General features: G+C 72.3%; 21 protein-coding genes. 15 read left to right on the forward strand and 6 right to left on the reverse strand.

The annotated features are described in order from the left end of the window. Nucleotides 1-10: 10 nt before the first annotated feature. The 3 genes from AC54T1_RS02575 to AC54T1_RS02585 form a co-directional block, all read right to left on the reverse strand. Nucleotides 11-1963, reverse strand: a complete 1953-nt coding sequence (locus AC54T1_RS02575) for a penicillin-binding transpeptidase domain-containing protein (protein ID WP_496910931.1) — start codon at nucleotides 1961-1963, stop codon at nucleotides 11-13. Nucleotides 1964-2050: 87 nt separating this feature from the next. After that, on the reverse strand, nucleotides 2051-2857 hold the full coding sequence (locus AC54T1_RS02580) for an ABC transporter permease (RefSeq protein ID WP_496910932.1): 807 nt from the start codon (nucleotides 2855-2857) through the stop codon (nucleotides 2051-2053). After that, nucleotides 2854-3753 carry an ABC transporter ATP-binding protein gene (locus AC54T1_RS02585; protein WP_484343776.1) on the reverse strand — a complete coding sequence of 300 codons (900 nt, stop codon included), beginning with the start codon at nucleotides 3751-3753 and terminating at the stop codon, nucleotides 2854-2856. Before AC54T1_RS02585 ends, AC54T1_RS02580 begins: the two co-directional genes overlap by 4 nt. Before the next feature lie 138 nt (nucleotides 3754-3891). Between AC54T1_RS02585 and AC54T1_RS02590 the strand changes: the two genes are divergently transcribed. The 9 genes from AC54T1_RS02590 (at nucleotide 3892) to AC54T1_RS02630 (ending at nucleotide 12293) form a co-directional block, all read left to right on the forward strand. Beyond that, complete coding sequence (locus AC54T1_RS02590) at nucleotides 3892-5676, forward strand: sensor histidine kinase (protein WP_496910933.1); 1785 nt, start codon at nucleotides 3892-3894, stop codon at nucleotides 5674-5676. Further along, nucleotides 5673-6440 carry a response regulator gene (locus tag AC54T1_RS02595; protein WP_484343778.1) on the forward strand — a complete coding sequence of 256 codons (768 nt, stop codon included), beginning with the start codon at nucleotides 5673-5675 and terminating at the stop codon, nucleotides 6438-6440. The genes AC54T1_RS02590 and AC54T1_RS02595 overlap by 4 nt, the downstream gene beginning before the upstream one ends. Nucleotides 6441-6476: 36 nt before the next feature. Next, the gene (locus AC54T1_RS02600) at nucleotides 6477-6950 is read left to right on the forward strand and encodes a heme-degrading domain-containing protein (protein WP_484343779.1); all 474 of its coding nucleotides are present in this window, start codon (nucleotides 6477-6479) and stop codon (nucleotides 6948-6950) included. A 108-nt stretch (nucleotides 6951-7058) separates the two neighbouring features. Then, nucleotides 7059-7538 (forward strand): GyrI-like domain-containing protein, encoded by a 480-nt coding sequence (locus AC54T1_RS02605; RefSeq protein WP_496910934.1) that lies wholly within the window; start codon nucleotides 7059-7061, stop codon nucleotides 7536-7538. A 325-nt stretch (nucleotides 7539-7863) separates the two neighbouring features. Further along, a complete protein-coding gene (locus AC54T1_RS02610; RefSeq protein WP_484343781.1) occupies nucleotides 7864-8685 on the forward strand; it encodes a CPBP family intramembrane glutamic endopeptidase in 822 nt (273 codons plus the stop codon). 98 nt (nucleotides 8686-8783) lie between these two features. After that, on the forward strand, nucleotides 8784-9344 hold the full coding sequence (locus AC54T1_RS02615; RefSeq protein WP_496910935.1) for a hypothetical protein: 561 nt from the start codon (nucleotides 8784-8786) through the stop codon (nucleotides 9342-9344). 53 nt (nucleotides 9345-9397) lie between these two features. Further along, a complete protein-coding gene (locus AC54T1_RS02620) occupies nucleotides 9398-9898 on the forward strand; it encodes a ribosomal maturation YjgA family protein (RefSeq protein ID WP_496910936.1) in 501 nt (166 codons plus the stop codon). A gap of 182 nt (nucleotides 9899-10080) precedes the next feature. After that, on the forward strand, nucleotides 10081-11742 hold the full coding sequence (locus AC54T1_RS02625) for a DEAD/DEAH box helicase (protein ID WP_496910937.1): 1662 nt from the start codon (nucleotides 10081-10083) through the stop codon (nucleotides 11740-11742). 32 nt (nucleotides 11743-11774) lie between these two features. Beyond that, on the forward strand, nucleotides 11775-12293 hold the full coding sequence (locus tag AC54T1_RS02630) for a MarR family winged helix-turn-helix transcriptional regulator (RefSeq protein ID WP_496910938.1): 519 nt from the start codon (nucleotides 11775-11777) through the stop codon (nucleotides 12291-12293). Between the two features lie 13 nt (nucleotides 12294-12306). Here AC54T1_RS02630 and AC54T1_RS02635 read toward each other — a convergent pair whose 3' ends face one another. After that, nucleotides 12307-12816 (reverse strand): hypothetical protein, encoded by a 510-nt coding sequence (locus AC54T1_RS02635; protein WP_496910939.1) that lies wholly within the window; start codon nucleotides 12814-12816, stop codon nucleotides 12307-12309. 101 nt (nucleotides 12817-12917) lie between these two features. Here AC54T1_RS02635 and AC54T1_RS02640 point away from each other — a divergent pair, with 101 nt between their 5' ends. The 6 genes from AC54T1_RS02640 (at nucleotide 12918) to AC54T1_RS02665 (ending at nucleotide 18531) form a co-directional block, all read left to right on the forward strand. Next, nucleotides 12918-14099 carry an AI-2E family transporter gene (locus AC54T1_RS02640; protein ID WP_496910940.1) on the forward strand — a complete coding sequence of 394 codons (1182 nt, stop codon included), beginning with the start codon at nucleotides 12918-12920 and terminating at the stop codon, nucleotides 14097-14099. A 9-nt stretch (nucleotides 14100-14108) separates the two neighbouring features. Continuing rightward, the gene (locus tag AC54T1_RS02645) at nucleotides 14109-15569 is read left to right on the forward strand and encodes a dihydrolipoyl dehydrogenase family protein (protein WP_496910941.1); all 1461 of its coding nucleotides are present in this window, start codon (nucleotides 14109-14111) and stop codon (nucleotides 15567-15569) included. Between the two features lie 113 nt (nucleotides 15570-15682). Further along, the gene (locus AC54T1_RS02650; RefSeq protein ID WP_484343789.1) at nucleotides 15683-16882 is read left to right on the forward strand and encodes a toxic anion resistance protein; all 1200 of its coding nucleotides are present in this window, start codon (nucleotides 15683-15685) and stop codon (nucleotides 16880-16882) included. Between the two features lie 34 nt (nucleotides 16883-16916). Then, complete coding sequence (locus AC54T1_RS02655) at nucleotides 16917-17381, forward strand: hypothetical protein (RefSeq protein WP_496910942.1); 465 nt, start codon at nucleotides 16917-16919, stop codon at nucleotides 17379-17381. Next, the gene (locus tag AC54T1_RS02660) at nucleotides 17378-17965 is read left to right on the forward strand and encodes a TerD family protein (RefSeq protein WP_496910943.1); all 588 of its coding nucleotides are present in this window, start codon (nucleotides 17378-17380) and stop codon (nucleotides 17963-17965) included. Before AC54T1_RS02655 ends, AC54T1_RS02660 begins: the two co-directional genes overlap by 4 nt. Then, a complete protein-coding gene (locus tag AC54T1_RS02665) occupies nucleotides 17965-18531 on the forward strand; it encodes a hypothetical protein (RefSeq protein ID WP_496910944.1) in 567 nt (188 codons plus the stop codon). Before AC54T1_RS02660 ends, AC54T1_RS02665 begins: the two co-directional genes overlap by 1 nt. Here AC54T1_RS02665 and AC54T1_RS02670 read toward each other — a convergent pair. Both AC54T1_RS02670 and AC54T1_RS02675 read right to left on the reverse strand, forming a co-directional pair. Next, nucleotides 18519-19100 (reverse strand): 1-acyl-sn-glycerol-3-phosphate acyltransferase, encoded by a 582-nt coding sequence (locus tag AC54T1_RS02670; protein WP_484343793.1) that lies wholly within the window; start codon nucleotides 19098-19100, stop codon nucleotides 18519-18521. The two genes, AC54T1_RS02665 and AC54T1_RS02670, sit on opposite strands and share 13 nt — an antisense overlap. 1 nt (nucleotide 19101) lies before the next feature. Beyond that, nucleotides 19102-20223, reverse strand: coding sequence for a tetratricopeptide repeat protein (locus AC54T1_RS02675; protein WP_484343794.1), 1122 nt, complete (start codon nucleotides 20221-20223; stop codon nucleotides 19102-19104). Nucleotides 20224-20304: the final 81 nt, after the last annotated feature.

The following is a 20304-nucleotide window of genomic DNA, read 5'->3' on the forward strand; positions in this document are numbered from 1 at the left end:
GCCAAACGGGCTACCCTACGCCAACAAAGAACGATTCGAGAAGGGGTCCGGCCGTCGTCGAGCCGTACTCACCCGTCTCCACGAACACCGAGACCGCGAGATCCCCCCTCGTCGCGATCATCCATGCGTGGTTCGTCGTCCCGTCGCCGTACTGGGCCGTCCCGGTCTTCGCGGCGACCTCCCCGGGCAGGTCCGCGAGGAATGCACCGCCACCCTCTGTCACCACGGCGCGCATGAGCCCGTGGAGCTGCGCGGCCTCGTCGGCCGTGAGCGGAGCGGGCGCGGCGGTCGGCAACGAGGAGGGCTCGGCCGGGTCCGGGACGTCCTGCGCGAGGAACGTCGGGCGGACCGTCGTCCCCGCAGCGACCGACGCCGCGACCCCGGCCATCGCGAGCGGCGACGCCTGCACCTTGCCCTGCCCGATCATCGAGGCCGCGTGCTCCGTGCCTGCCGAGTCCCGCGGGACGGCGCCCGTGAACACCTCCGGCCCGGGCTGCTGGGCGAGCCCCAGCCCCAGGGCGGCTGCGGCGTCGGCCAGCGCGTCCTGCGTCACCTGCCCGCTCGCGTTGATGAGCGCGGTGTTGCACGAGTTCGCGACGACGGTGCGCAGCGGCACGTCGCCCAGGGCGGACGCCGGGTAGTCGGGGAAGTTGCGGAACGCCCGACCGTCGACGACGGCCTCGGGCGTGCAGCTCAACGGTGACTCCGGTGTGACACCGGTGCGCATGAGGGCGAGCGCCGTGACGACCTTGAACGTCGAGCCGGGCGCGTACATGCCTGCGGTCGCCGTGGAGAGCCCGCCTCCCGCGGGGCCGCTGGCAGCCGCGAGGACCTCGCCGGTCGACGGACGGATCGCGACGATCGCGCTCGGCACCGTGGTGGCCGCGAGCACGGTCTCCGCGGTGACCTGAATCGCGGGGTCGAGCGTCGTGCGCAGGGGCTCACCGGCGACGGGTTCCTGCCGCAGCGCGTCCCGGACGCTCCCGTCCGTCGCGACGATCTCGACGACCCGGCCGGGGGTCCCCCGCAGCTGGGCGTCGTACTGGCGCTGCAGGCCCGACAACCCGACGACGTCCCCGGCGACGACCGCGCCGTCGGACGCCTCGACGATCTCTGCCGTCGCCTCCCCGGCCCGGCCGAGGATCGGCGCCGCGAACTCGCGCGTCGGCGCGAGCGGGATCGTGTCGTCGACGAGCAGCACGCCGGGAACGGCCGCGAGCGCGGTCCAGTCCTCGTCCGTCTCCGCGCGCAGCACGATGGCCTCGACGAACGCCTTCTCGCCCGCGGCGGCGACCTTCCCGGCGTACGCCTCGGGGTCCATCTCCAGCAGGCCCGCGAGGGCGCGCGCGGAGCTGTCCCACGTCGAGGCGTCGGCCCGGGTCTTGTCGATGCCCACGCGTTTGACCGGGCGCTCGGTGACGATCGGCTGGTCGCCCGCGCCGAGCACGTCGCCCCGGTCCGCCGCGGTCCGCGACGTCTGCAGCCGCTCACCGGGCGCGAGGCCGGGGACGAGGATGTCCGGCTCCCAGGCGACCCGCCACTCGTCGGCCTCCTCGTCGAGCGCGAGGTCGGCCGTCGTCGTGTACGTCCAGGGGGTCCCGCCGATCTCCCACACGTGGTCGAGCTCGGCGGTGGCCGTCGTGCCGTCCTCGGCGACGACGACCGTGCCGGCCGTCACCTCGTGGCTCGTGGCGTCCAGGGGTTCGACGACGGCGTCGCGGTGCGCCGTGGCGTCCGCCCCCGACACGCCGTCGAGGGGAACCGCCGCGAAGTCACCGCCCGCCATGGCAGCGGCGAGGGCGTCGACCGTGGCGTCGGGCGTCGGCGTGTCCGAGCCGCAGGCCGTCAGGCCGAGCCCGGCGAGGCTGAGGACGACGAGCGTCGCGACGGTCCGGGCAGGGGGGCGGGAGGCACCGCGGGCAGCATCGGTGCGCGCGCGGGCGGGCGCGGTGCGGAGGGACATGGGGTACATGGAACGCCGCCCGGCCCCCTCATGTCCACCTCGTCCCGTTCCGCCCGCGCCCGACCGGGCTACGTGATCTCGGCCCTGCTACTTGATCTCGGCCCTGTGCACCCGCCACCAGCCGATCGCGATGGGCAGCAGGACCCAGACGACGGACGCGACACCGAGCTTCGCCCAGTCCTCCCCGGACATCGAACCGCTGAGCAACGGCATGGTGGCGCCGTCGAGGTTGAGCCACTCCGCCGGCTGCCGCATCCAGGAGATCAACGAGGTGACGATGCTCCAGGCCGTCGGCAGGACGTAGTACGTGACGATCGCAGCCGGTGTGTTGAGCAGGATGAGACCGAACGCGACGCCCTGAGCAACGACGAGGAGCTCGAGCATCGTGAAACCGCCGAGCATCGCCCAGTCGACGGCCCACGAGCCGTTCCCGTCGCGTGCGACGGAGCCGACGACGTTGACGACCGCTGCGAGCACGAGCGCCGCCGCGACCGCCGCGAGCGCCACGAGGAGCGCGCCGAGGATCTTCGCTGCCACGACACGACCGCGCCGCGGCTCCTGCGTGAACGTCACGAGGCCGGTGCGCTGGCTCCACTCGCTCGTCGTGGCCATGATCCCCACGACGGGCAGGAGGAGCATCTGGGGGATCGCGGCGGCCTGCGCGAGGTTCTGGAACGTGATCTCCGCGGGGTTCGCGTTGAAGACGAAGACGACCATGACCAGCGCGGTGATCGCGCCGATGAGGACGAGCAACCATCGTCCGGCCCGGGTGTCGACCTGCTTGCGCAGCTCGACGTGCAGGAGCCGCTGGAACGGGATCCCGACGAGGGGAGCAGTGGGCGGGCGCAGGGCCTTGCTCGGCGCACCGGGGGTGTGGTCCGTCGTGGTGGTCATGCCGCCACCCCCTCACGGCCGTGCTCGGCTGTGAGCTCGAAGAAGAGCTGTTCGAGGCCGTTGCTCTTGGCCACCCCGAGGTTCGTGAGGACGACGCGGGCGTCGAGCGCCACCCGCCCGACCTCCTCGGGCGTCGCGGAGGTGCTCAGACCGCCGCCCGGGTGGGCGGAGACCTCGACGCCCGCGCGGCGCAGGGCCTCGGCGAGCGCGACGTCGTCCGTGCTCGAGACGACGGACCCGGCGACGGACAGCAGCTCCGTCTTGCTGCCCTGGGCGACGATGGTGCCGCGACCGATGACGATGAGGTCGTCGGCGACGGCCTCCATCTCGAGCAGCAGGTGCGAGGAGAGCAGGACGGTTCCGCCCGCTCCCGCGAAGTCGTGCAGCAACGAGCGCATCCAGCGGATCCCCGCCGGGTCGAGGCCGTTGACGGGCTCGTCGAGGACGAGCATCTGGGGGTCACCGAGCAGCGCGTTGGCGATGCCCAGGCGCTGGCGCATGCCGAGGGAGTAGTTGCGCACGCGCCGGCCCGCCTCCTTGGGGGTGAGCCCGACGATCTCGAGGACCTCGTCGACGCGGCGCCGCTCGACGCCCATCATGAGAGCGCTCAGGACGAGCACCTCGCGGCCGGTGCGGCCCGCGTGCTGCGCGGAGGCGTCGAGGAGGACACCGACCCGCCGTCCGGGGTTGGCGAGCGCGGCGAAGGGTTTGCCGAACACCCGCGCGCTTCCCGACGTCGCCGGGGTGAGCCCGCAGACCATGCGCAGGGCCGTGGACTTGCCGGCCCCGTTCGGTCCGAGGAACCCGGTGACTCGGCCGGGCTGCACCTCGAACGACACGTCGTCGACGGCCGTGAAGCCGCCATACCTCTTGGTGAGTCGTTCCACTGTGATCATGGGACCAGCCTGGCAGCAGCACACGGGCTGCGACATCCGGCTCACGTAGCGTGTCCTGCAACTTTGGTCGCGGAGGCGGCGGCCCTCCCGCGACCTGCGGCCCTCCTCTGCCCGCTGCCACGCACCTAGGCTGTGCGGGTGCCGACTCCTGCGCCTCCCGCTCCTCCAGCGCCCACGGGCTTCTGGGGCGAGACGTGGCGCGTCCTCGTCGCCCTGCTCATCGGGCTCGTCGGCCTGCACTTCACCGCGAACGTCGCCGACTACGATCCGCAGGGCGCGGTGATCCCGCGGCCCGACTGGCTGCTCCCGATGGATGTGGCCCTGGGGATCGTCGCCATCGTCCTCATGACGCAGCGGCGCAGGTGGCCCCTCGCCGTGGCCGTCGTCCTGGCACTCCTGTCGAACGCCTCCGGGCTGAGCAGCGGCGCCACGTTCATCGCCTTCGTCTCCCTCGCGACGCGACGCCGCTGGACGGAGATCGTCCCGGTGGGTGTCCTGTGGATCGGCGCCGGGTATGTCTACGAGCACACCGTGGGTCCGCACACGGGCAACCCGTGGTGGGAGCTCGTGGTCGTCGCCGTGCCCACGTACGCCGCCCTCGCCGGGACCGGCGTCCTCATCGGTGCGCGCCGGGCGCGCGCCCTGGCCGCTGGAGTACCTCAGCGCACGGTCGGTGCGGCGATGCGTGACGGCCTCATCCGCCTCGCCCAGCCCCTCCCGACGTACACCCCGCCCCCGCTCACCGGGTGGGGATCGACCTGGCGGATCATCTTCGCGGTCGTCGCCGGGCTCTTCGGGCTGCTCTCCTCCGTGTCCGCGCCGGTCGCCGAGGAGGTCGCCGACACGATCGGGACGCGGGTGGCCCCCGGATGGGTGCTGCCCGTCGACGCCGTGCTCGGCATCGTCGCGATCATCCTCATGACCCGCCGTCGCCAGGCCCCGTTCGCGACCGCACTCACCATCGCCGCGATGTGCGCCCTGTCGGGGTCGAGCGGGGGTGCGCTCATCGTCGCCGTGATCTCCCTCGCGACGCGGCGTCGCTGGAGCGAGCTCCTGCCCGTCGGCGGAGTATGGCTCGTCTCCGCGTACGCCTACGAGCTCGTCCTCGGCACCCCATGGTCGAGGCTCGGGTGGGTGCCGCTCGTCGGAGTCCTGCTCGGCTTCAGCTTCTGCCTGGTCATCGGCTTCTACGTCGGCGGGCGCCGCGAGGCCCTGGCGAGCCTCCGGGTGCGGGCGGAGACGGCGGAGCGCGAGCAGGCTGCCCGCTCCGAGCAGGCGCGGACGGCGGAACGGTCCCGGATCGCCCGGGAGATGCACGACGTCCTCGCGCACCGGATCTCCCTCGTCGCACTCCACTCGGGCGCGCTCGTCTACCGCGACGACCTCGACCGGATGCAGACCGTCGAGGCCGCGACGATCATCCGCGACAACGCGCACCTGGCCCTCACCGAGCTCCGTGAGGTGCTCGGTGTGCTGCGCGACCCGTCGGGCGCACCGGGCATCGCGGACCGTCCGCAGCCGACACTCGCCGCCCTGCCCGACCTCGTCGAGGAGACACGCGCGGCGGGTCACCGGGTGCTGTGCGCCGTCGCGCCCGGGATCGAGGTGGCGCTGTCCGGGCTGGCGGACACGGTGAGCCGCAGCGCGTTCCGCATCCTCCAGGAGGCGCTGACGAACGTCCGCAAGCACGCGGCCGGGGCGCCGGTGCGTATCGACATCGGTGGGCGGCCCGGCGGGCGCCTCGAGCTGAGCGTCCGCAACCCCGTTCCCGAGCCCGACGCGACCGGGCTGGTGCTGCCGTCGTCAGGCCTCGGGCTCGAGGGGCTGGCAGAGCGCGCCAAGCTCGCCGGGGGCGAGCTGGAGCACGGCCTTGACGTCGGAGGGCAGTTCACCGTGAGAGCCTGGGTGCCGTGGCCGACATGACCGACAACACCGACACCCGCACCGACCGCCAGACGGACCGCGACGAGGTTCGCCCCGCACCCCACGCGCCGGGCGCGGCGAGCACACGGGACGCGCCGGGCACCCCGCCCTCGCCGATCCGCGTCGTCCTCGTCGACGACGACGCCCTCGTCCGCGCCGGGCTGCGCCTCATCCTCGGCGGGAACTCCGGGATCGACGTCGTCGCCGAGGCGGGGGACGGGCTGCAGGGTGTCGCCGCCGTCGCGACGCACCGCCCCGACGTCGTGCTCATGGACATCCGGATGCCGCGCCTCGACGGCCTCGCCGCCACGGAGCGCATCCTCGCCGCACACCCCGACGTCCGCGTCATCGTGCTCACGACGTTCGACGCCGACGACCTCGTCCTCTCCGCGCTGCGCATCGGCGCCGCCGGGTTCCTGCTCAAGGACACCCCTCCGGAGCAGCTCGTCTCCGGGGTCCGCACGGTCGCCGCCGGCCAGCCGATGCTCTCGCCGAGCGTCACCGCCCAGCTCATCGCGTCCGTCACGCACGACCCCTCCGGCGGGCGCAGCCAGGACGCCCAGGCACGCCTCGCGACGCTCACCGAACGGGAGCGGGAGGTCGCGATCGCGATCGGCCAGGGGCTGTCCAACGCGGAGATCGCGACGTCGCTGTTCATGTCCGTCGCCACCGTGAAGTCCCACGTCGGACGCCTGTTCGCGAAGCTCGGCGCCGAGAACCGCGTCCAGGTGGCCATCTGCGTGCACGACGCGGGCCTCACCTGACATGCTCTGCCCGCACGTCTGACCCGAGGAGCACGCATGAACGACTGGATCCCGCTCGAGGAGATCGCCCGCCAGGAGCACGAGCTCCAGCTGCCGGCGTTCACGCACGACGACGCGTGGGAGCTCGGCAGCGCGCTCGTGCGGATCGCCCGCGAGCAGCACCTCCCCGTGACCATCGACATCCGCAGCGGTGACCACCAGCTCTTCCACGCAGCGATGCCGGGCGCCACGACGGACCACGACTCGTGGATCGACCGCAAGGGCCGCGTGGTCGACCTCCTCGGGCACAGCACCTTGTACGTCGGCCAGGAGTGCCGCGACGCCGGGACGACGTTCGAGGAGCGGTACGCCGACCTCGACCCCGAGCTGCACGTCGCCCACGGCGGCGGTTTCCCGCTCGCCGTGCGCGGTCAGGGACCCGTCGGTGTCCTCGTCGTCTCGGGCCTGCCCCAGGTCGACGACCACCGGCTCGCCGTCGCGGGGCTGCAGGCGTACCTCGACGCCGCATAGCGGCACCGGCCCGGGGGCTTGACGACCACCCCGGGGTGGGGAGGACGCTCGTGGTGCGATCCCGGCCGGGCCACGACCGGGGGGTGCGGACGACCAGGAGGAACCGCGATGTTCGAGATCACCGTCCGGGACGTGCCGGGCCAGCGCGTGCTCACCGAGCAGGGAACGATGCTCGCCGACGCCCTGCCACTGTGGATCGGCCAGACGCTCGGCCGCCAGCACGCGGCCCTCGTCGAAGAAGCCGTCGTGGAAGAGGCCGTCCGCAGCGACGCGCCGCCCTTCGTCGTCTACCACGGAATGGTCACGGCTGAGCAGGCGGGTCTCGTCGAGGCGTGCACGCCGGTCCCCGACGCGGTGGGCGCCGGGTGGGTGACCCGCGACGAACCGGCGCACCGTGAGGCCTTCGCGAGGATCACGAAGAGCCAGGTCGCGTTCCCCGAGATCCTCGACGCGTACGCCGCCGTCGAGCAATGGATGAACACCCAGGGCGTCACGCCGGCCGGCCCGCCACGCGAGGTGTACTTCGGCGACTGGGACGCGGCGGGTCCCGACGACGCGGTCGTGGACATCGCGTTCCCCATCGCCTGACCGGATCCACTCGCCTGACCGGCCGGCGCCACGCACGTCTGACGACGGCACAGGAAAGGCCCCGCCCCGTCGACCAGGTGCTGCCGGACGGGCGGCATCTCGCCCCCACCGAGCGTCATGCTGCCCACCCTCCCGGGGTGGCCCGCTCTCGCGGGACCTCGACCGGCCGTACCTCGACGGCGCGGGGCCTTCCTGCGTGATCCGTGGGACTGGCCCGGGATCGTGGTGTGCAGACAGTATGGAACGGACATCACGCCCGCGCATCCGGAACACCTCGCCCTGAGCGCAGGAGCGACATCCCGGTGACATCTGGGATCCTCGTCCTGTGCAACCGACCCACCCCCCGGCCGACGTCGTCCGCAGCGCACCGCTGAAGCTCCTCCCGGCGGCAGGCGTCTCCCTGTCCGCGTTCCTGCTGTTCGGGGTGCACCTACGCCCCCTCGGGTACGTCGTGCTCGTCCTCAGCCTCGTGGTGGCGTTCCTCGTCGAGCGGGGCCTGGGCAAGGACCTGTCGCTCATCGGTCTCGGCATCTGCATCGTCAGCACGACGTCGATGGCCGCGGACGTCTCCTGGCCGCGGTTCATCGCGATCGGCACCGCGCTGACGCTCGCGGTCGCCGTGCCGTTCCTCGTCGACCGGTTCGTGTTCCGGCGCGAGGCCATCAGGTTCCCGTGGCGCACCGGCAAGGAGTGGCCGCGCATCGAGAAGGCCTACCTCGTCGCTGTCCCGCTGCTCGGCTGGGCGATCCTGCCGTTCTACTTCATCCGGTCCGGGGCGTACGAGAACTGGCCGACGCTCACCGAGACCGACGAGCTCGCCCGGTTCTTCGTCGGCGTCAACGCCGTCGGCACGTGGGACGAGCTGTTCTTCATCTGCATCTGCTTCACGCTGCTGCTGCGGCACTTCCCCGCCTGGCAGGCCAACGTGCTCCAGGCAGTCATCTTCGTGTCGTTCCTCTGGGAGCTCGGGTACCGGTCCTGGGGCCCGGCGCTCACCATCCCGTTCGCCCTGCTCCAGGGCCTGATCTTCACGCGCACGAAGTCGCTCACCCTCGTGCTCATCGTCCACCTGCTCTTCGACGCGATCGTCTTCATGGCGATCGTCCACGCCAACGTGCCGTCGCTGTTCGGGATCTTCGTCTACTGACGCGACGCTGCTCGCGAGCGCCAGCGGAACAGCACCGGAGAAGTTCGTGCGGAAGATCTCTGGACACGACCCCGACGGGGGCCGCTACGCTGCGGGCCATGCGCATCCCCCGCGTCGCCGTTGCGACCCTGCTCACCCTCACCCTCGTCGGTTGCTCCGGCGACTCCACCAGCACGGAGTCGAGCGACGCTCCGGAGCCGACCTCGAGCAGCACGGCTGACGCCGACACCGGGACGGAGGACGAGGCCGGGACGGAGGAGGACTCCGAGCCCGAGGCCGAGGAGCCCGGCACCGAGGACGTGCCGGACGAGGACGCGGCGGACGAGGACGCGAACGCGGCGCTCGACAGCTATGTCGAGGCCGAACGCGCCGCCCTCCCTGCGGCCCTCGAGGCGTACGCGGGGACGTACTCGAGCGCCGAGGTCACGGCGGTCCACCCGGACACGGTCGCGTTCGACTACGTCTTCGCCGAGACCGTCGACGTCGCATCCGCGGTGCCCGCGCTCGAGGCTGGCATCCCGACGATGCAGTCGGCGATCGAATCCGGCGTCTTCCCAGCGATGGAAGCCGCTGGTGTCACGGGTGACCTCAAGGTCACCTACTCGTACTACAACCCCGACGGAACCCAGATCTGGACCTACACCGCCCTCCAGCCGTAGCTGACCCCTTCGCGCTCGCTCGGCCGCGTCGAGCCGGAGTGGGAAGATCTAGGGTGACCCGACGCCGCGCCCTCGCTCTCGCAGCGGCCGTCACGACGGCGCTCGGGCTCGTCGTCCGCACCGTCGGCGACGGCCTGGCGTCCGCGGTGGCCGGGGACGCGCTGTACGCGGCCCTCGTCTACCTGCTCGTGGCGTTCGTCGCGCCCCGGACCCGACCGGCCACCGTCGCCGTGGTCACCTGGGGGATGTGCACGGTCGTCGAGCTCGCGCAGCTCGTGGGACTCGCGTCGGTGGTCGTGGACCACTGGGACCCGGCGCGCTGGGTGCTCGGGACGACGTTCCACGCCCCGGACCTGCTCGTCTACGCGCTCGGCGCGCTTGCAGCCGGGTTCGCGGACGCCGCCGTCACGAGGCACCGCCCCACGGCGGACCACCAGACCACGGGCATGGTGACCCACGATGTCGCCATCGCGACCCTTCCACCCTCGGCCTCGCTGGTCGCTCGTGTGACGAGGTCGGACGGTGGAGGAGAATCATCGACGTCGGACGAGTGACAGCTAGAGAAGATGGGGCGAGCATGCCCGAGAAGGTCGACGAACCCCCGAGCAGACGTGGGAGCACGACGCCTGCCCCCGCTGTGGCTCGGGGTCCGGTCTCCGCTGCGGCACGCCCACCGCGCCCGGAGCGGGGCGTCGGGGCCAGTGGCGACACTCCGGCGGGCGACGGTGAGCCGACCATGGCAGAGGCCGTCGCCCTCGCCCTCACCCAGGCGCCCGGGTCCAACGCGCGCGAGATCGCGCTCTGGCTGCGCCGCAACGGGCATCCGGACGCCACGAAGTCGACCGTCAACGTGCTGCTCTACCGCGAGACGGCGACGTTCCAGCGTGACGACTCGTCCGTCCCGCGGTGGTCCCTCGCAGGGACCGACAGCGCCACCGTCGACGGCGCGGTGGCTGCCCGGCGGTCGGAGCGCCTCGTCGCTGAGCACGACACGTACCGCGACCTCGTGCTCGCCGCGCCGACCACTCCGCCACCACCGCCGCGCCCCAGCGCCGCCGCGCGCCCGGCCCCCGCGGAGGTCCTCGCCCTCCTCGAGTGGCAGCGCGAAGCGATCGCGGACTGGTACGCGAACGGGTGCGAGGGCATCGTCGAGGCCGTCACCGGGACGGGGAAGACCCACGTGGGCCTCGAGGCCGTCGCGCACGCGGCCCGGGACGGCCAGCGTTCCACGGTGCTCGTACCCTCCATCGACCTCCAGGACCAGTGGGCGGAGCGGTTCCGCCAGTTCCTTCCCGGCCTGCGCGTCGCCCGCATCGGCGGGAAGAGCGGCGGCGACCCGGCGAGGTCCGACGTGACCATCGCCGTCGTCAACTCGGCCGCCAGGACCGATCTCGGTGGTCTCTCGGACGACTCGCTCCTCGTCGCGGACGAGGTCCACCGCTATGGCGCGACGGAGTTCCAGCGTGCACTGCGCAGCGGGTACCGGCGCCGCCTCGGGCTCACCGCGACGCTCGAGCGGTCCGACGACGGCGTCGACGGCGCGATCCGCCCCTACTTCGGTCGCACCATCCTCACCGTGGGGTTCGACCGGGCGATCCGCGAGCGCGTCGTCGCGCCGTTCCGGCTCGTCCTGGCGCCTGTCGCCCTCACTGACGAGGAGGGTGCCGCCTACGAGAAGCTCGGGCACACGATCTCGAGCTCGCTGAAGACGCTCCGCGGCGCGGGGGCGCTCGGTGGCGCCGGCGCCGGCCTGTCGCAGGAGCTCGCGCGGTTGTCCGGGATCCCGGGACGGATCGGGATCGCTGCCCGGACCGCGACGGCCGCCATGCGCGACAGGCGCACCCTGCTCGCGCAGCTCACGGGCAAGCTCGACGCCGTCGAGCAGCTCGGCGACGCCATCCGCGCGAGCCAGGGCGCGGTCCTGTTCACGCAGTCGAAGACGACGGCCGAGGAGGCCACGCTCCGGTTGCGCGGGCTGGGCGTACCGGCGTCGGCCCTGCACAGCGACATGGACCGCCCCGAGCGTCTCGACACGCTCGACGCGCTCCGCGACGGGCGCCTCCAGGCCGTGGCGGCCCCGAAGCTCCTCGACGAGGGCATCGACCTGCCGACCGTCGACCTCGGGGTCGTCATGACGGCGAGCCGCTCCCGGCGCCAGATGGTGCAGCGCCTGGGCCGCGTCATCCGCAAGAAGGCCGACGGGCGCCCCGTCGACTTCGTCATCCTCTACGGGCAGGACACGGTGGAGGACCCGAGCACAGGCACCCACGAGGGGTTCTTCGACCTGGTCGGAGAGGTCTCGACGACGACCACACAGCTCGAGCCCGGGTGGACGGCCGAGGACCTCACCGGCGCGGGTGCTCCATCCGACGGTCGAGGGCTGACCCGCGTTACGTGAACCATCAATCGACGAGGCGTAAAGTGGGCTCCATGTCCTATGCCACCACGCCCGCCGCCGGGGAGCCCCGCTGGCTCGACGCTGACGAGCGTGAGACGTGGTTGCTCTTCTCCGAGCTCCTCATCCGGATGCCCTCCGCGCTCGACTCGCAGCTGCAGCGCGACGCCGACCTCAGCTTCTACGAGTACATGGTCCTCGCCATGCTCTCCGAGCAGCCCGAGCGCAGCCTGGGCATGGGTGAGCTCGCGCGCCTGACCAGCGGGTCGCTGTCGCGGCTCTCGCACGTCGTCAAGCGCCTCGAGCGCTCCGGGTACGTCGAGCGGCACGCGAGCACCCAGGACCGTCGGTTCACCAACGCCGTCCTCACCGACGCCGGACTCGAGAAGATCCAGCAGAGCGCCCCCGGGCACGTCGACCACGTCCGTCATCTCCTGTTCGACGCGCTCACCCCCGAGCAGGCGCACCAGCTGCGCGAGGCGGCCCGCGTCATCCGCACGCAGATGGACCCGACCGGAGCCGGGAACCTCACCGGCCACCCACCGCGCGCGTAGCGGCGCGACCGGGTCAGGCGCTCGGGGTCTGGTCGTCCTGCGCCTCGAGCGCGGTCCCGCGCACCTGTGCGAGGAGCGCGTCCACCGTCGCGTAGTGGTCCTCCGCCTGGGCGATGTAGGCGTCGAGCTTCTCCTCGTCGAACCCTGCGTCGGCGGCGTAGACCTTGAAGGTCCGCCAGCCGCTCTCCTTGCCACGGATGGCGCTCCGCAGCAGCTCGAGCTCGAGCAGGGCGCGCAGCGGCGAGGAGCTCGCGACGCGCCCGTTGGGCTTGAGCCTGGCGAGACGTTCCCCGACGGCGGCCGCGGCGATCTTGTACCGCTGCACACCGACGCCCAGTCGCTCCGCCTGGGCGAGGAGCCACTGCCGCTCGTCCTCCATCTCCCGCGCCAGGCGGGCCATGGGCGCCGCGAGGGACGTCCCCTCGTAGTTGTGGGTCATGTTGCGCAGGCGGCCCACGCCGCCCGTCGCGCCCGTGATGTGGTCGTTCAGGTACACGCCCAGCAGGTTCATGTCGACGGCCATGCGCGCTCCTCGGGGTCTGGGCGTGCCCGGGCACGGGGCAGCGCTGTGAGGCGACGCTACGTCGCCGGGCGGCACGTCGCATCCGCACGTACCCTGCCGGGATGAAGGCCTCGCCCAGCGCGTCCGAGCGCGCAGCACACGCATCCCTCGCTGCTGCGCCCCACGACCTCACCCCGCCGCCCGGGGCCTCGCGGAAGGCGTCACCGTGGGCCGACTCCCTCGGCCGCGCCTCGATCCGCAGCGCACAGGTGCTGCTCCTCCTCGCGCTCGTCACCTGCGCGATGATCGCCCTCGTCCAGCTCAAGCTCGTCGTCATCCCGGTGCTCATCGCGACCGTCATCGCCGCCGCCGTCAGCCCCGTCGTGACGTTCCTGCGCCGCAAGGGGCTGCCGAGCGGCGTCGCGACATGGGCGGCGATGCTCACGGGCATCGGTGCCCTGAGCGTCACCCTGTGGCTCGTCGGTCGCGGGATCCGCAACGAGTGGGACGAGCTCGTCACGTCCGCGAGCGAAGGGCTCGACGAGCTGCAGACGTTCCTCACCGAGGGGCGCCTCGGTATCACCGACGAGCAGATCACCTCGGCGCGCGAGTCCGCGGTCGACCTCCTGGGCAGCGACGCGTTCCAGAGCGGTGCCATCACGGGCGCCACCGCCGCGTTCGAGGCGGTCGCGGGAGTTCTCCTCGGTGTCGTCATCCTCTTCTTCCTGCTCAAGGACGGCCGGTCGATCTTCGAGTTCCTCATCCGTCCCATCGAGGCCCACAACCGCCACCGCGTGCAGCGCATCGGGGTGCGGTCCGTGCGGGTGCTCGGTGGCTACGTCCGCGGGACGGCGCTCGTGGCGCTCGTCGACACCATCCTCATCGGGCTGGCGCTCCTCATCCTCGGGGTGCCGCTCGCCCTGCCGCTCGCGACGATCGTCTTCCTCGGCGCGTTCGTCCCGCTCGTCGGCGCCACGGTCGCGGGCGTGCTCGCCTCCCTCGTCGCCCTCGTGACGAACGGGCCGGTCACGGCGCTCATCGTGCTCGTCGTCGTCATCGTGGTGAACCAGCTCGAGGGTGACCTGCTCGCCCCCGTCGTCATCGGCCGGGCCCTGTCACTGCACCCGCTCGTCATACTCCTCGCCCTGACCATCGGGACGATCCTCGCGGGCATCGTCGGCGCCCTGCTCTCCGTCCCCGTCGCGGCCGTCGCATGGACGGCCATCAAGGAGTGGAACGCGACGTCCACGCATCCGGCCGTCCCACCGTCCGAACCCGCCGACGACGACGCCGAGCCCGCCTAGGAGAACGTCATGAGCCACCCGGACACCGAGCAGCCACGCCTCACCTACGACGTGGTCGTCGTCGGTGCCGGGGCCGTGGGGGAGAACGCGGCGGACCGCGCCGGGCGGGGTGGCCTGAGCGTCGCCGTCATCGAGGCGGAGCTCGTCGGCGGGGAGTGCTCGTACTGGGCGTGCATGCCGTCGAAGGCGCTCCTGCGCCCGGGCGCGGTGCTCGCCGCCGCCCGCGCCGTGCCGGGAGCGGCGTCAGCCGTCACCGGGCCGCTCGACCGCGCCGCGGTCCTCGCCCGCCGCGACACCTTCGCGTCCGGGTGGGACGACGCGAGCCAGGCCGAGTGGCTCGACGGCGCGGGCATCGATCTCGTCCGCGGCCGCGCCCGGTTCACCGCGCCGCGCACGCTGGCCGTCACCGACGCCGGGGGGCGGGTGACGACCGTCGTCGCGCGGCACGCCGTCGTCGTGGCGACCGGGTCGGTGCCGGTCGTCCCCCCGATCGACGGGCTCGCCGGCGTCGAGCCGTGGACGAGCCGCGACGCCACGTCCGCACAGCACGTCCCGGAGTCACTCGCGATCCTCGGCGGCGGGGTCGTCGGCGTCGAGATGGCGACGGCCTACGCCGACCTCGGCGCCCGGGTCACGCTGCTCGTGCGCGGCGAACGGGTGCTGTCCGGCTTCGAGCCGTTCGCCGGCGAGGCGGTCCGACGCTCGCTCGAGACCCTGGGTGTCGACGTGCGCCCGGGCACGGAGGTCACCGCGGCTCGCAGGGACGACGACGGGGTCCACCTCACGACGTCGGACGGTGCGGAGGTCCTCGCCGAGGAGGTCCTCGTCGCGACGGGTCGGCGCCCGGCCACCGACGGCCTCGGGCTGGACGAGCTCGGGCTCGCGGGACCGCTCGAGGTCGACGACGCCCTCGAGGTGCAGGGCGTGGACGGCGGGTGGCTGTTCGCTGCGGGTGACGTCACGGGCCGTGCGGCCACGACGCACCAGGGCAAGTACGAGGCACGAGTCGTCGGGGACGTCGTCGCCGCCCGGTTCGGCGGGGACGACGACACGAGCCGGGACGAGGAGCGCGCGGCCGCTGACTGGTCGAGGTTCCGGGCGACCGCCGATCACGGGGCCGTCCCCCAGGTCGTCTTCACCCGGCCCGAGGTCGCGAGCGTGGGCCTCACCGAGCAGGCAGCGCGCGACGCCGGCCGGCCCGTCGTCGCGGTGACGTACGACCTCGGGTCCGTCGCCGGGGCGGCTGTGAGCGCCGACGGGTACGAGGGCACCGCGCAGCTCGTCGTCGACGTCGAGCGTGGCGTGGTCGTCGGTGCGACGTTCGTCGGGCCGGACGCGGCGCAGATGCTGCACGCGGCGACGATCGCCGTCGTCGGCGAGGTCCCCCTCGACCGTCTGTGGCACGCCGTGCCGGCCTACCCCACGGTGAGCGAGGTGTGGTTGCGGCTCCTCGAGAGCGCCGGGCTGTAGCGTGCGACGCCCGGCGAGAGGCCGCGTTCTCGCTGCGCCGCACCCGCCCGGGCGGGTGGGCGGGCCGGTACCATCGGGCGTAGCACCCCGGACGACGACGAATCGAGAGACCGATGAGTGAAGCCCAGCCCCTGACCCCGCCGAGCGCGTCTCTCGTCCTCCAGCCGCCGCAGCCCGTCGCGGTCGTCGAGCCCCAGCAGGCGGGTGGCATGGTCCCCGTCGACGAGACGCGCAAGAAGGAGCTCGCCGCGACCGCCGAGGCCTACGCGCAGGAGCTCGCCGGCCTCACGCCCAACAGCCCGCAGATGCAGGCCAAGATCACCGAGATCACCAACCTCGGACGTGACGAGATCCAGGTCGCCGCGAGCTCCGCGAACCGCATGCTCGAGCGTCCCGCGTCGGCCCTGGCCGCCGCGAAGGGCAGCTCTGGCGGCGGGGACGCCCAGGCGCGCGTCGCCAAGACCCTCACCGACCTCCGCGGGCAGGTCGAGGACCTCACGCCCAACCGGGCGGACCTCACCGGGACCCGCAAGATCCTCGGGTTCATCCCCGGGGGGAAGAAGATCGCCCGGTACTTCGACAAGTACCAGTCCGCGCAGGCGCAGCTCGATGCCATCACCCGCTCCCTGCAGGCAGGCCAGGACGAGCTCCGCAAGGACAACGCGAGCATCGAGCAGGAGAAGCTCAACCTCTGGAAGACGATGGGCGACCTCTCCGAGTACACCGTGCTGCTCGACGGCCTCGACCGCGCCGTCGAGGCGAAGATCGCGGAGCTCGACGTCACCAACCCCGCCCAGGCGTCCGCGATGCGCTCCGACGTGCTCTTCACCGTGCGCCAGCGTCGGGAGGACATCCTCACGCAGCTCGCCGTGTCCGCACAGGGGTACCTCGCGATGGACATGGTCCGCGCCAACAACGTCGAGCTCATCAAGGGCGTCGACCGTGCCCGCACGACGACGCTCTCCGCGCTGCGCACCGCCGTCATCGTCGCCCAGGCCCTGACGAACCAGCGCCTCGTGCTCGACCAGATCACTGCTCTCAACCGCACGACGAGCGACCTCATCGCGTCCAACGCCGAGATGCTGCGGACCCAGTCGGCGGAGATCAACCGTCAGGCGGCGTCGTCGACCATCGAGATCGAGAAGCTCGAGAAGGCGTTCCAGGACGTCTTCGCCACGATGGACGCGATCGACACGTTCCGCGCCGAGGCGGCGTCGAACATGTCCGTGACGATCTCCGCCCTCGAGGGGCAGATCGCCCACGCCAAGCCGTACCTCGAGCGCGCGCAGTCGCGCACCGAGATCACCGGCTGACCCCGGAGCGACGAGCAGCAGGAGGCGCACCGGCATGGCGCGGTGGTTCGGGCGGTCGCGGGACCGGCGGGAGGACGCCGTCGCGCCCACTGCTCCCGAGCCCGTCGCGCCCGCCGGGCCCTTCACGGAGACGATGGTGCCGCTCGTCCGGGGGATCGAGCGTTCCACCCGGTTCTACGGCCGCGCCCTGCCCGTCCAGGCGTCCATCCAGCTGTTCTCGATGGTCGACACCCTCGACGCGCTCGCCCGGCACCTCCTCGTCGCGCCACCGAACATCGACGAGCAGCTCGCCATCGAGTTCATGCTCAAGGACTACATCCCCTCCACGGTCAACGCCTACCTCGCGTCGCCCGCGGACCCGGCCGTCAAGGACCCGCTCCTGCTCGAGCAGCTGAGCTTGCTCGACGACAGGGTCCACACGATGATGGACGCCGTCTACGCTCACGACAGCGCCCAGCTGGAGATCAACGGGCGATTCCTCCGCGAGAAGTTCGGGTGAGTGACACCGCTATGACCCCCACCGTGCTCATCAAGGGCGCCAACGCGTCGGTCTCCGGATCCCTGCCCGTCGCACTGAGCGTCACCGTCGGCTTCTCCTGGTCCGTCGTGCAGGGCAACGGGCCCGCGACCGAGATCGTCCCCTGCGCCATCGTCTGCGGGGCCGACGGCCGTGCGCTGTCCGACGAGCACGTCGTGTTCTTCAACCAGATGCTCAGCCCGGACGGCGTCGTCGAGTACGACGCGGACGGGTCGCTGCCGGGTGGTGACGCCGAGCAGATCGAGGTGAACCTCGCCGACGTGCCGTCGAACGTCGCGCGCATCGCCTTCGTGCTCTACATCAATCCCGACCTGCGCAACCCCGGGACGTTCGACAGCATGCGCGACGGTGTCGTGCGCGTCCTCGACCGTGCCGGGACCGAGGTCATCCGCTATCCCATCGACACGAAGGACCTCGGCTCGACGAGTGCGCTGTTCGCCGGCGAGCTGTACCGGCGCCGCGACGAGTGGAAGTTCCGCGCCATCGGTCAGGGGTACGCCCGGGGCATCGCGGACGTCGCCGAGGACTTCGGGTTCCGGCTCTGATGGCGGGCGACGCCGTCCCCTACCTGCGCCGTCGGCCCCCGCGACGCACCGCCACGGCGGTCACCTCGCCCACGCCGAGCCTCTCGCTGCGGCGCCCGGAGCCCGAGCGCACGATCCGCCGCATCCCCCTGGCCCGCGACACCCGCCGGCTCGATGCCCTCACGCCGATGGTCGTCCTCGACCGGCTCCAGTCGGGCATCGGATCGCTCGAGGTGCTCGTGGGGGTCCCGCTCGCCCGGACGGGGGTCCTGTGGGAGCTCACGGACGGTCGCTCCGGCACCGGGGCGGACGTGCGGCTCGACGCCGGGCGACGCCCGTACGTCTCGCCCGGCCGCGAGGGGCAGTACATCGTGGGGCTCCGTCACGTCCGCGCCCTGCGGCGCCTGCTGTTCTTCGTACCCGCCCCGTCCTCCGTGACGGTGGCCCTCGGCTCAGGAGCGACTCTGCGGTGCTCTCCGGAGCTTCGCGTCCTGGCCATCTACCAGCGCGACGGCGAGCTGTTCCTGCGGTACGACGACGAGCCGTACCGGACGCTCGAGTCCGTGGGTGCGTCCTACGGGTTCTGATCTTCCTCGCGCAGGCGCGGCTCCGTGCGACGCGCGGGGGTGTGCCCGGCCTTGTCGGCGTAGAACGCGCGCACGACGTCCATGTCTGCCCGGACGTCGCCCGTCGGGTGGAACGTCAGTCCGAGCCCGGCCGTCATGGTCGTGCGGTCGACGTAGCCGAGCGTGATGGGCAGGTCCGCCTCGAGGGCGATGCGGTAGAAGCCCGACTTCCAGTGGGTGCCCGCGCTGCGCGTGCCCTCAGGGGTGACGACGAGGTAGAACTCCTCACCGCGCCGTGCGGCCTCGACGAGCTCGTCGACGACGCCGGTGGGGTTGCGCCGGTCCACGGGGATCCCACCGAGGGCCCGCATGAGACCGCCGAAGGGTCGCTTGAAGAGCGTGTGCTTCCCGAGGTAGCGCGCCGAGACGCCCGCTCGCGCAGAGATGGCGAGCATGAGGACGAAGTCCCAGTTCGACGTGTGGGGCGCCCCGACGAGGATGCCGCCACGGCCCGGGGGCAGGGGCTCGCTCACGTACCGCCACCGGCTCACTGCCCAGAAGGCGTCGGCCAGGGCGCGTCGCACCCGCACGTCAGACCGCGGTGGGCGTGGCCTGGGAGTCGTACTGCTCCCGGGCACCGGCGTACGCGTTGTCGGCCTCCTCGGTGCGCCCCGTCGCCTGGTACAGGTCTGCGAGCCCGACGAGGCAGTCACCGGCCAGCCGCGGCAGGCCGAGCGCCCGGTAGCCGTCGAGCGCGGCGCTGTACGCCTGCTCGGCCTCGGCGGGGCGTCCTGCGTCCTGGTAGGTCCCGGCCAGACCGAGCGACGCGTCGGCCACCTGACGGTCGAGGCCGAGGCCCGAGTACAGGTTCCGGGAGTCGACGTACGCCACCTCGGCCTCGTCGTACCGCTCGAGCTCCCGGTACACCAGGCCGAGACCGATGGTGCAGTCGGCGACGCGCTGGCTCAGTCCGTGCGACTCGTAGTACGAGCGCGCCGCGAGGTACGCCTCTTCCGCGATCGCGTAGCGACGCGAGCTCGCATAGATGCCGGCGAGGCTCACCGTCGCGCTGGCGACCTCACGCTGCAGACCGTGCGCCTGGTAGTACTCGCGGGCCTGCTCGTACGCAGACTCCGCCTGGGCGAGCTGCTGGGTCCCCCAGTAGACGAGCCCGAGGTTCATCCGGCTGTCGGCGACCTGGCGGTGCAGCTGGAGGGCCTCGTAGTACTCGAGCGCTGAGGTGTAGGCGCGCTGGGCGTCGCCCGCGCGGTCCGCCTCCCAGTAGAGGTCCCCGAGGTTCACGGCGCACGTGGCGGCCTCGTGGTGGAGGTCGTTGCCCTGGAAGTAGTCACGGGCCTCACGGAACGCCCGCTCGGCCTCGGCGTGGCGACCGCTCGCCTGGTACACGTTGCCGAGGTTCGCCGTGCAGTTCGCGACGAGCCGGTCCATGTCCTTCGACCGGTAGAAGTCGCGGGCCTGGACGTAGGCGACCTCCGCCTCGTCGTACCTTCCGGTGGCGCGGTAGACGACCCCGAGCTTGACGGTGCAGTCGACCGCTCGCTCCTCGAGCCCGACGTCGTTGAACTCCTCCTGCGCGCGCAACCAGTCACGCTCGGCCCGCTGGTGGTCTCCGGTCGTGAAGGCCTCGATGGCGAGCTGAAAGTTCTCTTCGGCTGCGCGTCGTCGCGCTACGGGGTCCAGGGTGCGCTCCATGGCGCTGACTTTACGGGTAAAGGCGGGCACGTAGGGAGATTCAGCGGGTGATGAGGGGATGGAGTTTGGGTGGCCACCGTC

Source organism: Sanguibacter sp. Z41_6 (assembly GCF_059621145.1).

Excerpts from the sequence above, each read along its gene's own strand:
- AC54T1_RS02575 (WP_496910931.1), bottom strand. The coding sequence starts at position 1,963 with ATGTCCCTCCGCACCGCGCCCGCCCGCGCGCGCACCGATGCTGCCCGC.
- AC54T1_RS02580 (WP_496910932.1), bottom strand. The coding sequence starts at position 2,857 with ATGACCACCACGACGGACCACACCCCCGGTGCGCCGAGCAAGGCCCTG.
- AC54T1_RS02585 (WP_484343776.1), bottom strand. The coding sequence starts at position 3,753 with ATGATCACAGTGGAACGACTCACCAAGAGGTATGGCGGCTTCACGGCC.
- AC54T1_RS02595 (WP_484343778.1), top strand. The coding sequence starts at position 5,673 with ATGACCGACAACACCGACACCCGCACCGACCGCCAGACGGACCGCGAC.
- AC54T1_RS02600 (WP_484343779.1), top strand. The coding sequence starts at position 6,477 with ATGAACGACTGGATCCCGCTCGAGGAGATCGCCCGCCAGGAGCACGAG.
- AC54T1_RS02605 (WP_496910934.1), top strand. The coding sequence starts at position 7,059 with ATGTTCGAGATCACCGTCCGGGACGTGCCGGGCCAGCGCGTGCTCACC.
- AC54T1_RS02615 (WP_496910935.1), top strand. The coding sequence starts at position 8,784 with ATGCGCATCCCCCGCGTCGCCGTTGCGACCCTGCTCACCCTCACCCTC.
- AC54T1_RS02625 (WP_496910937.1), top strand. The coding sequence starts at position 10,081 with ATGGCAGAGGCCGTCGCCCTCGCCCTCACCCAGGCGCCCGGGTCCAAC.
- AC54T1_RS02630 (WP_496910938.1), top strand. The coding sequence starts at position 11,775 with ATGTCCTATGCCACCACGCCCGCCGCCGGGGAGCCCCGCTGGCTCGAC.
- AC54T1_RS02635 (WP_496910939.1), bottom strand. The coding sequence starts at position 12,816 with ATGGCCGTCGACATGAACCTGCTGGGCGTGTACCTGAACGACCACATC.
- AC54T1_RS02640 (WP_496910940.1), top strand. The coding sequence starts at position 12,918 with ATGAAGGCCTCGCCCAGCGCGTCCGAGCGCGCAGCACACGCATCCCTC.
- AC54T1_RS02645 (WP_496910941.1), top strand. The coding sequence starts at position 14,109 with ATGAGCCACCCGGACACCGAGCAGCCACGCCTCACCTACGACGTGGTC.
- AC54T1_RS02650 (WP_484343789.1), top strand. The coding sequence starts at position 15,683 with ATGAGTGAAGCCCAGCCCCTGACCCCGCCGAGCGCGTCTCTCGTCCTC.
- AC54T1_RS02655 (WP_496910942.1), top strand. The coding sequence starts at position 16,917 with ATGGCGCGGTGGTTCGGGCGGTCGCGGGACCGGCGGGAGGACGCCGTC.
- AC54T1_RS02665 (WP_496910944.1), top strand. The coding sequence starts at position 17,965 with ATGGCGGGCGACGCCGTCCCCTACCTGCGCCGTCGGCCCCCGCGACGC.
- AC54T1_RS02675 (WP_484343794.1), bottom strand. The coding sequence starts at position 20,223 with ATGGAGCGCACCCTGGACCCCGTAGCGCGACGACGCGCAGCCGAAGAG.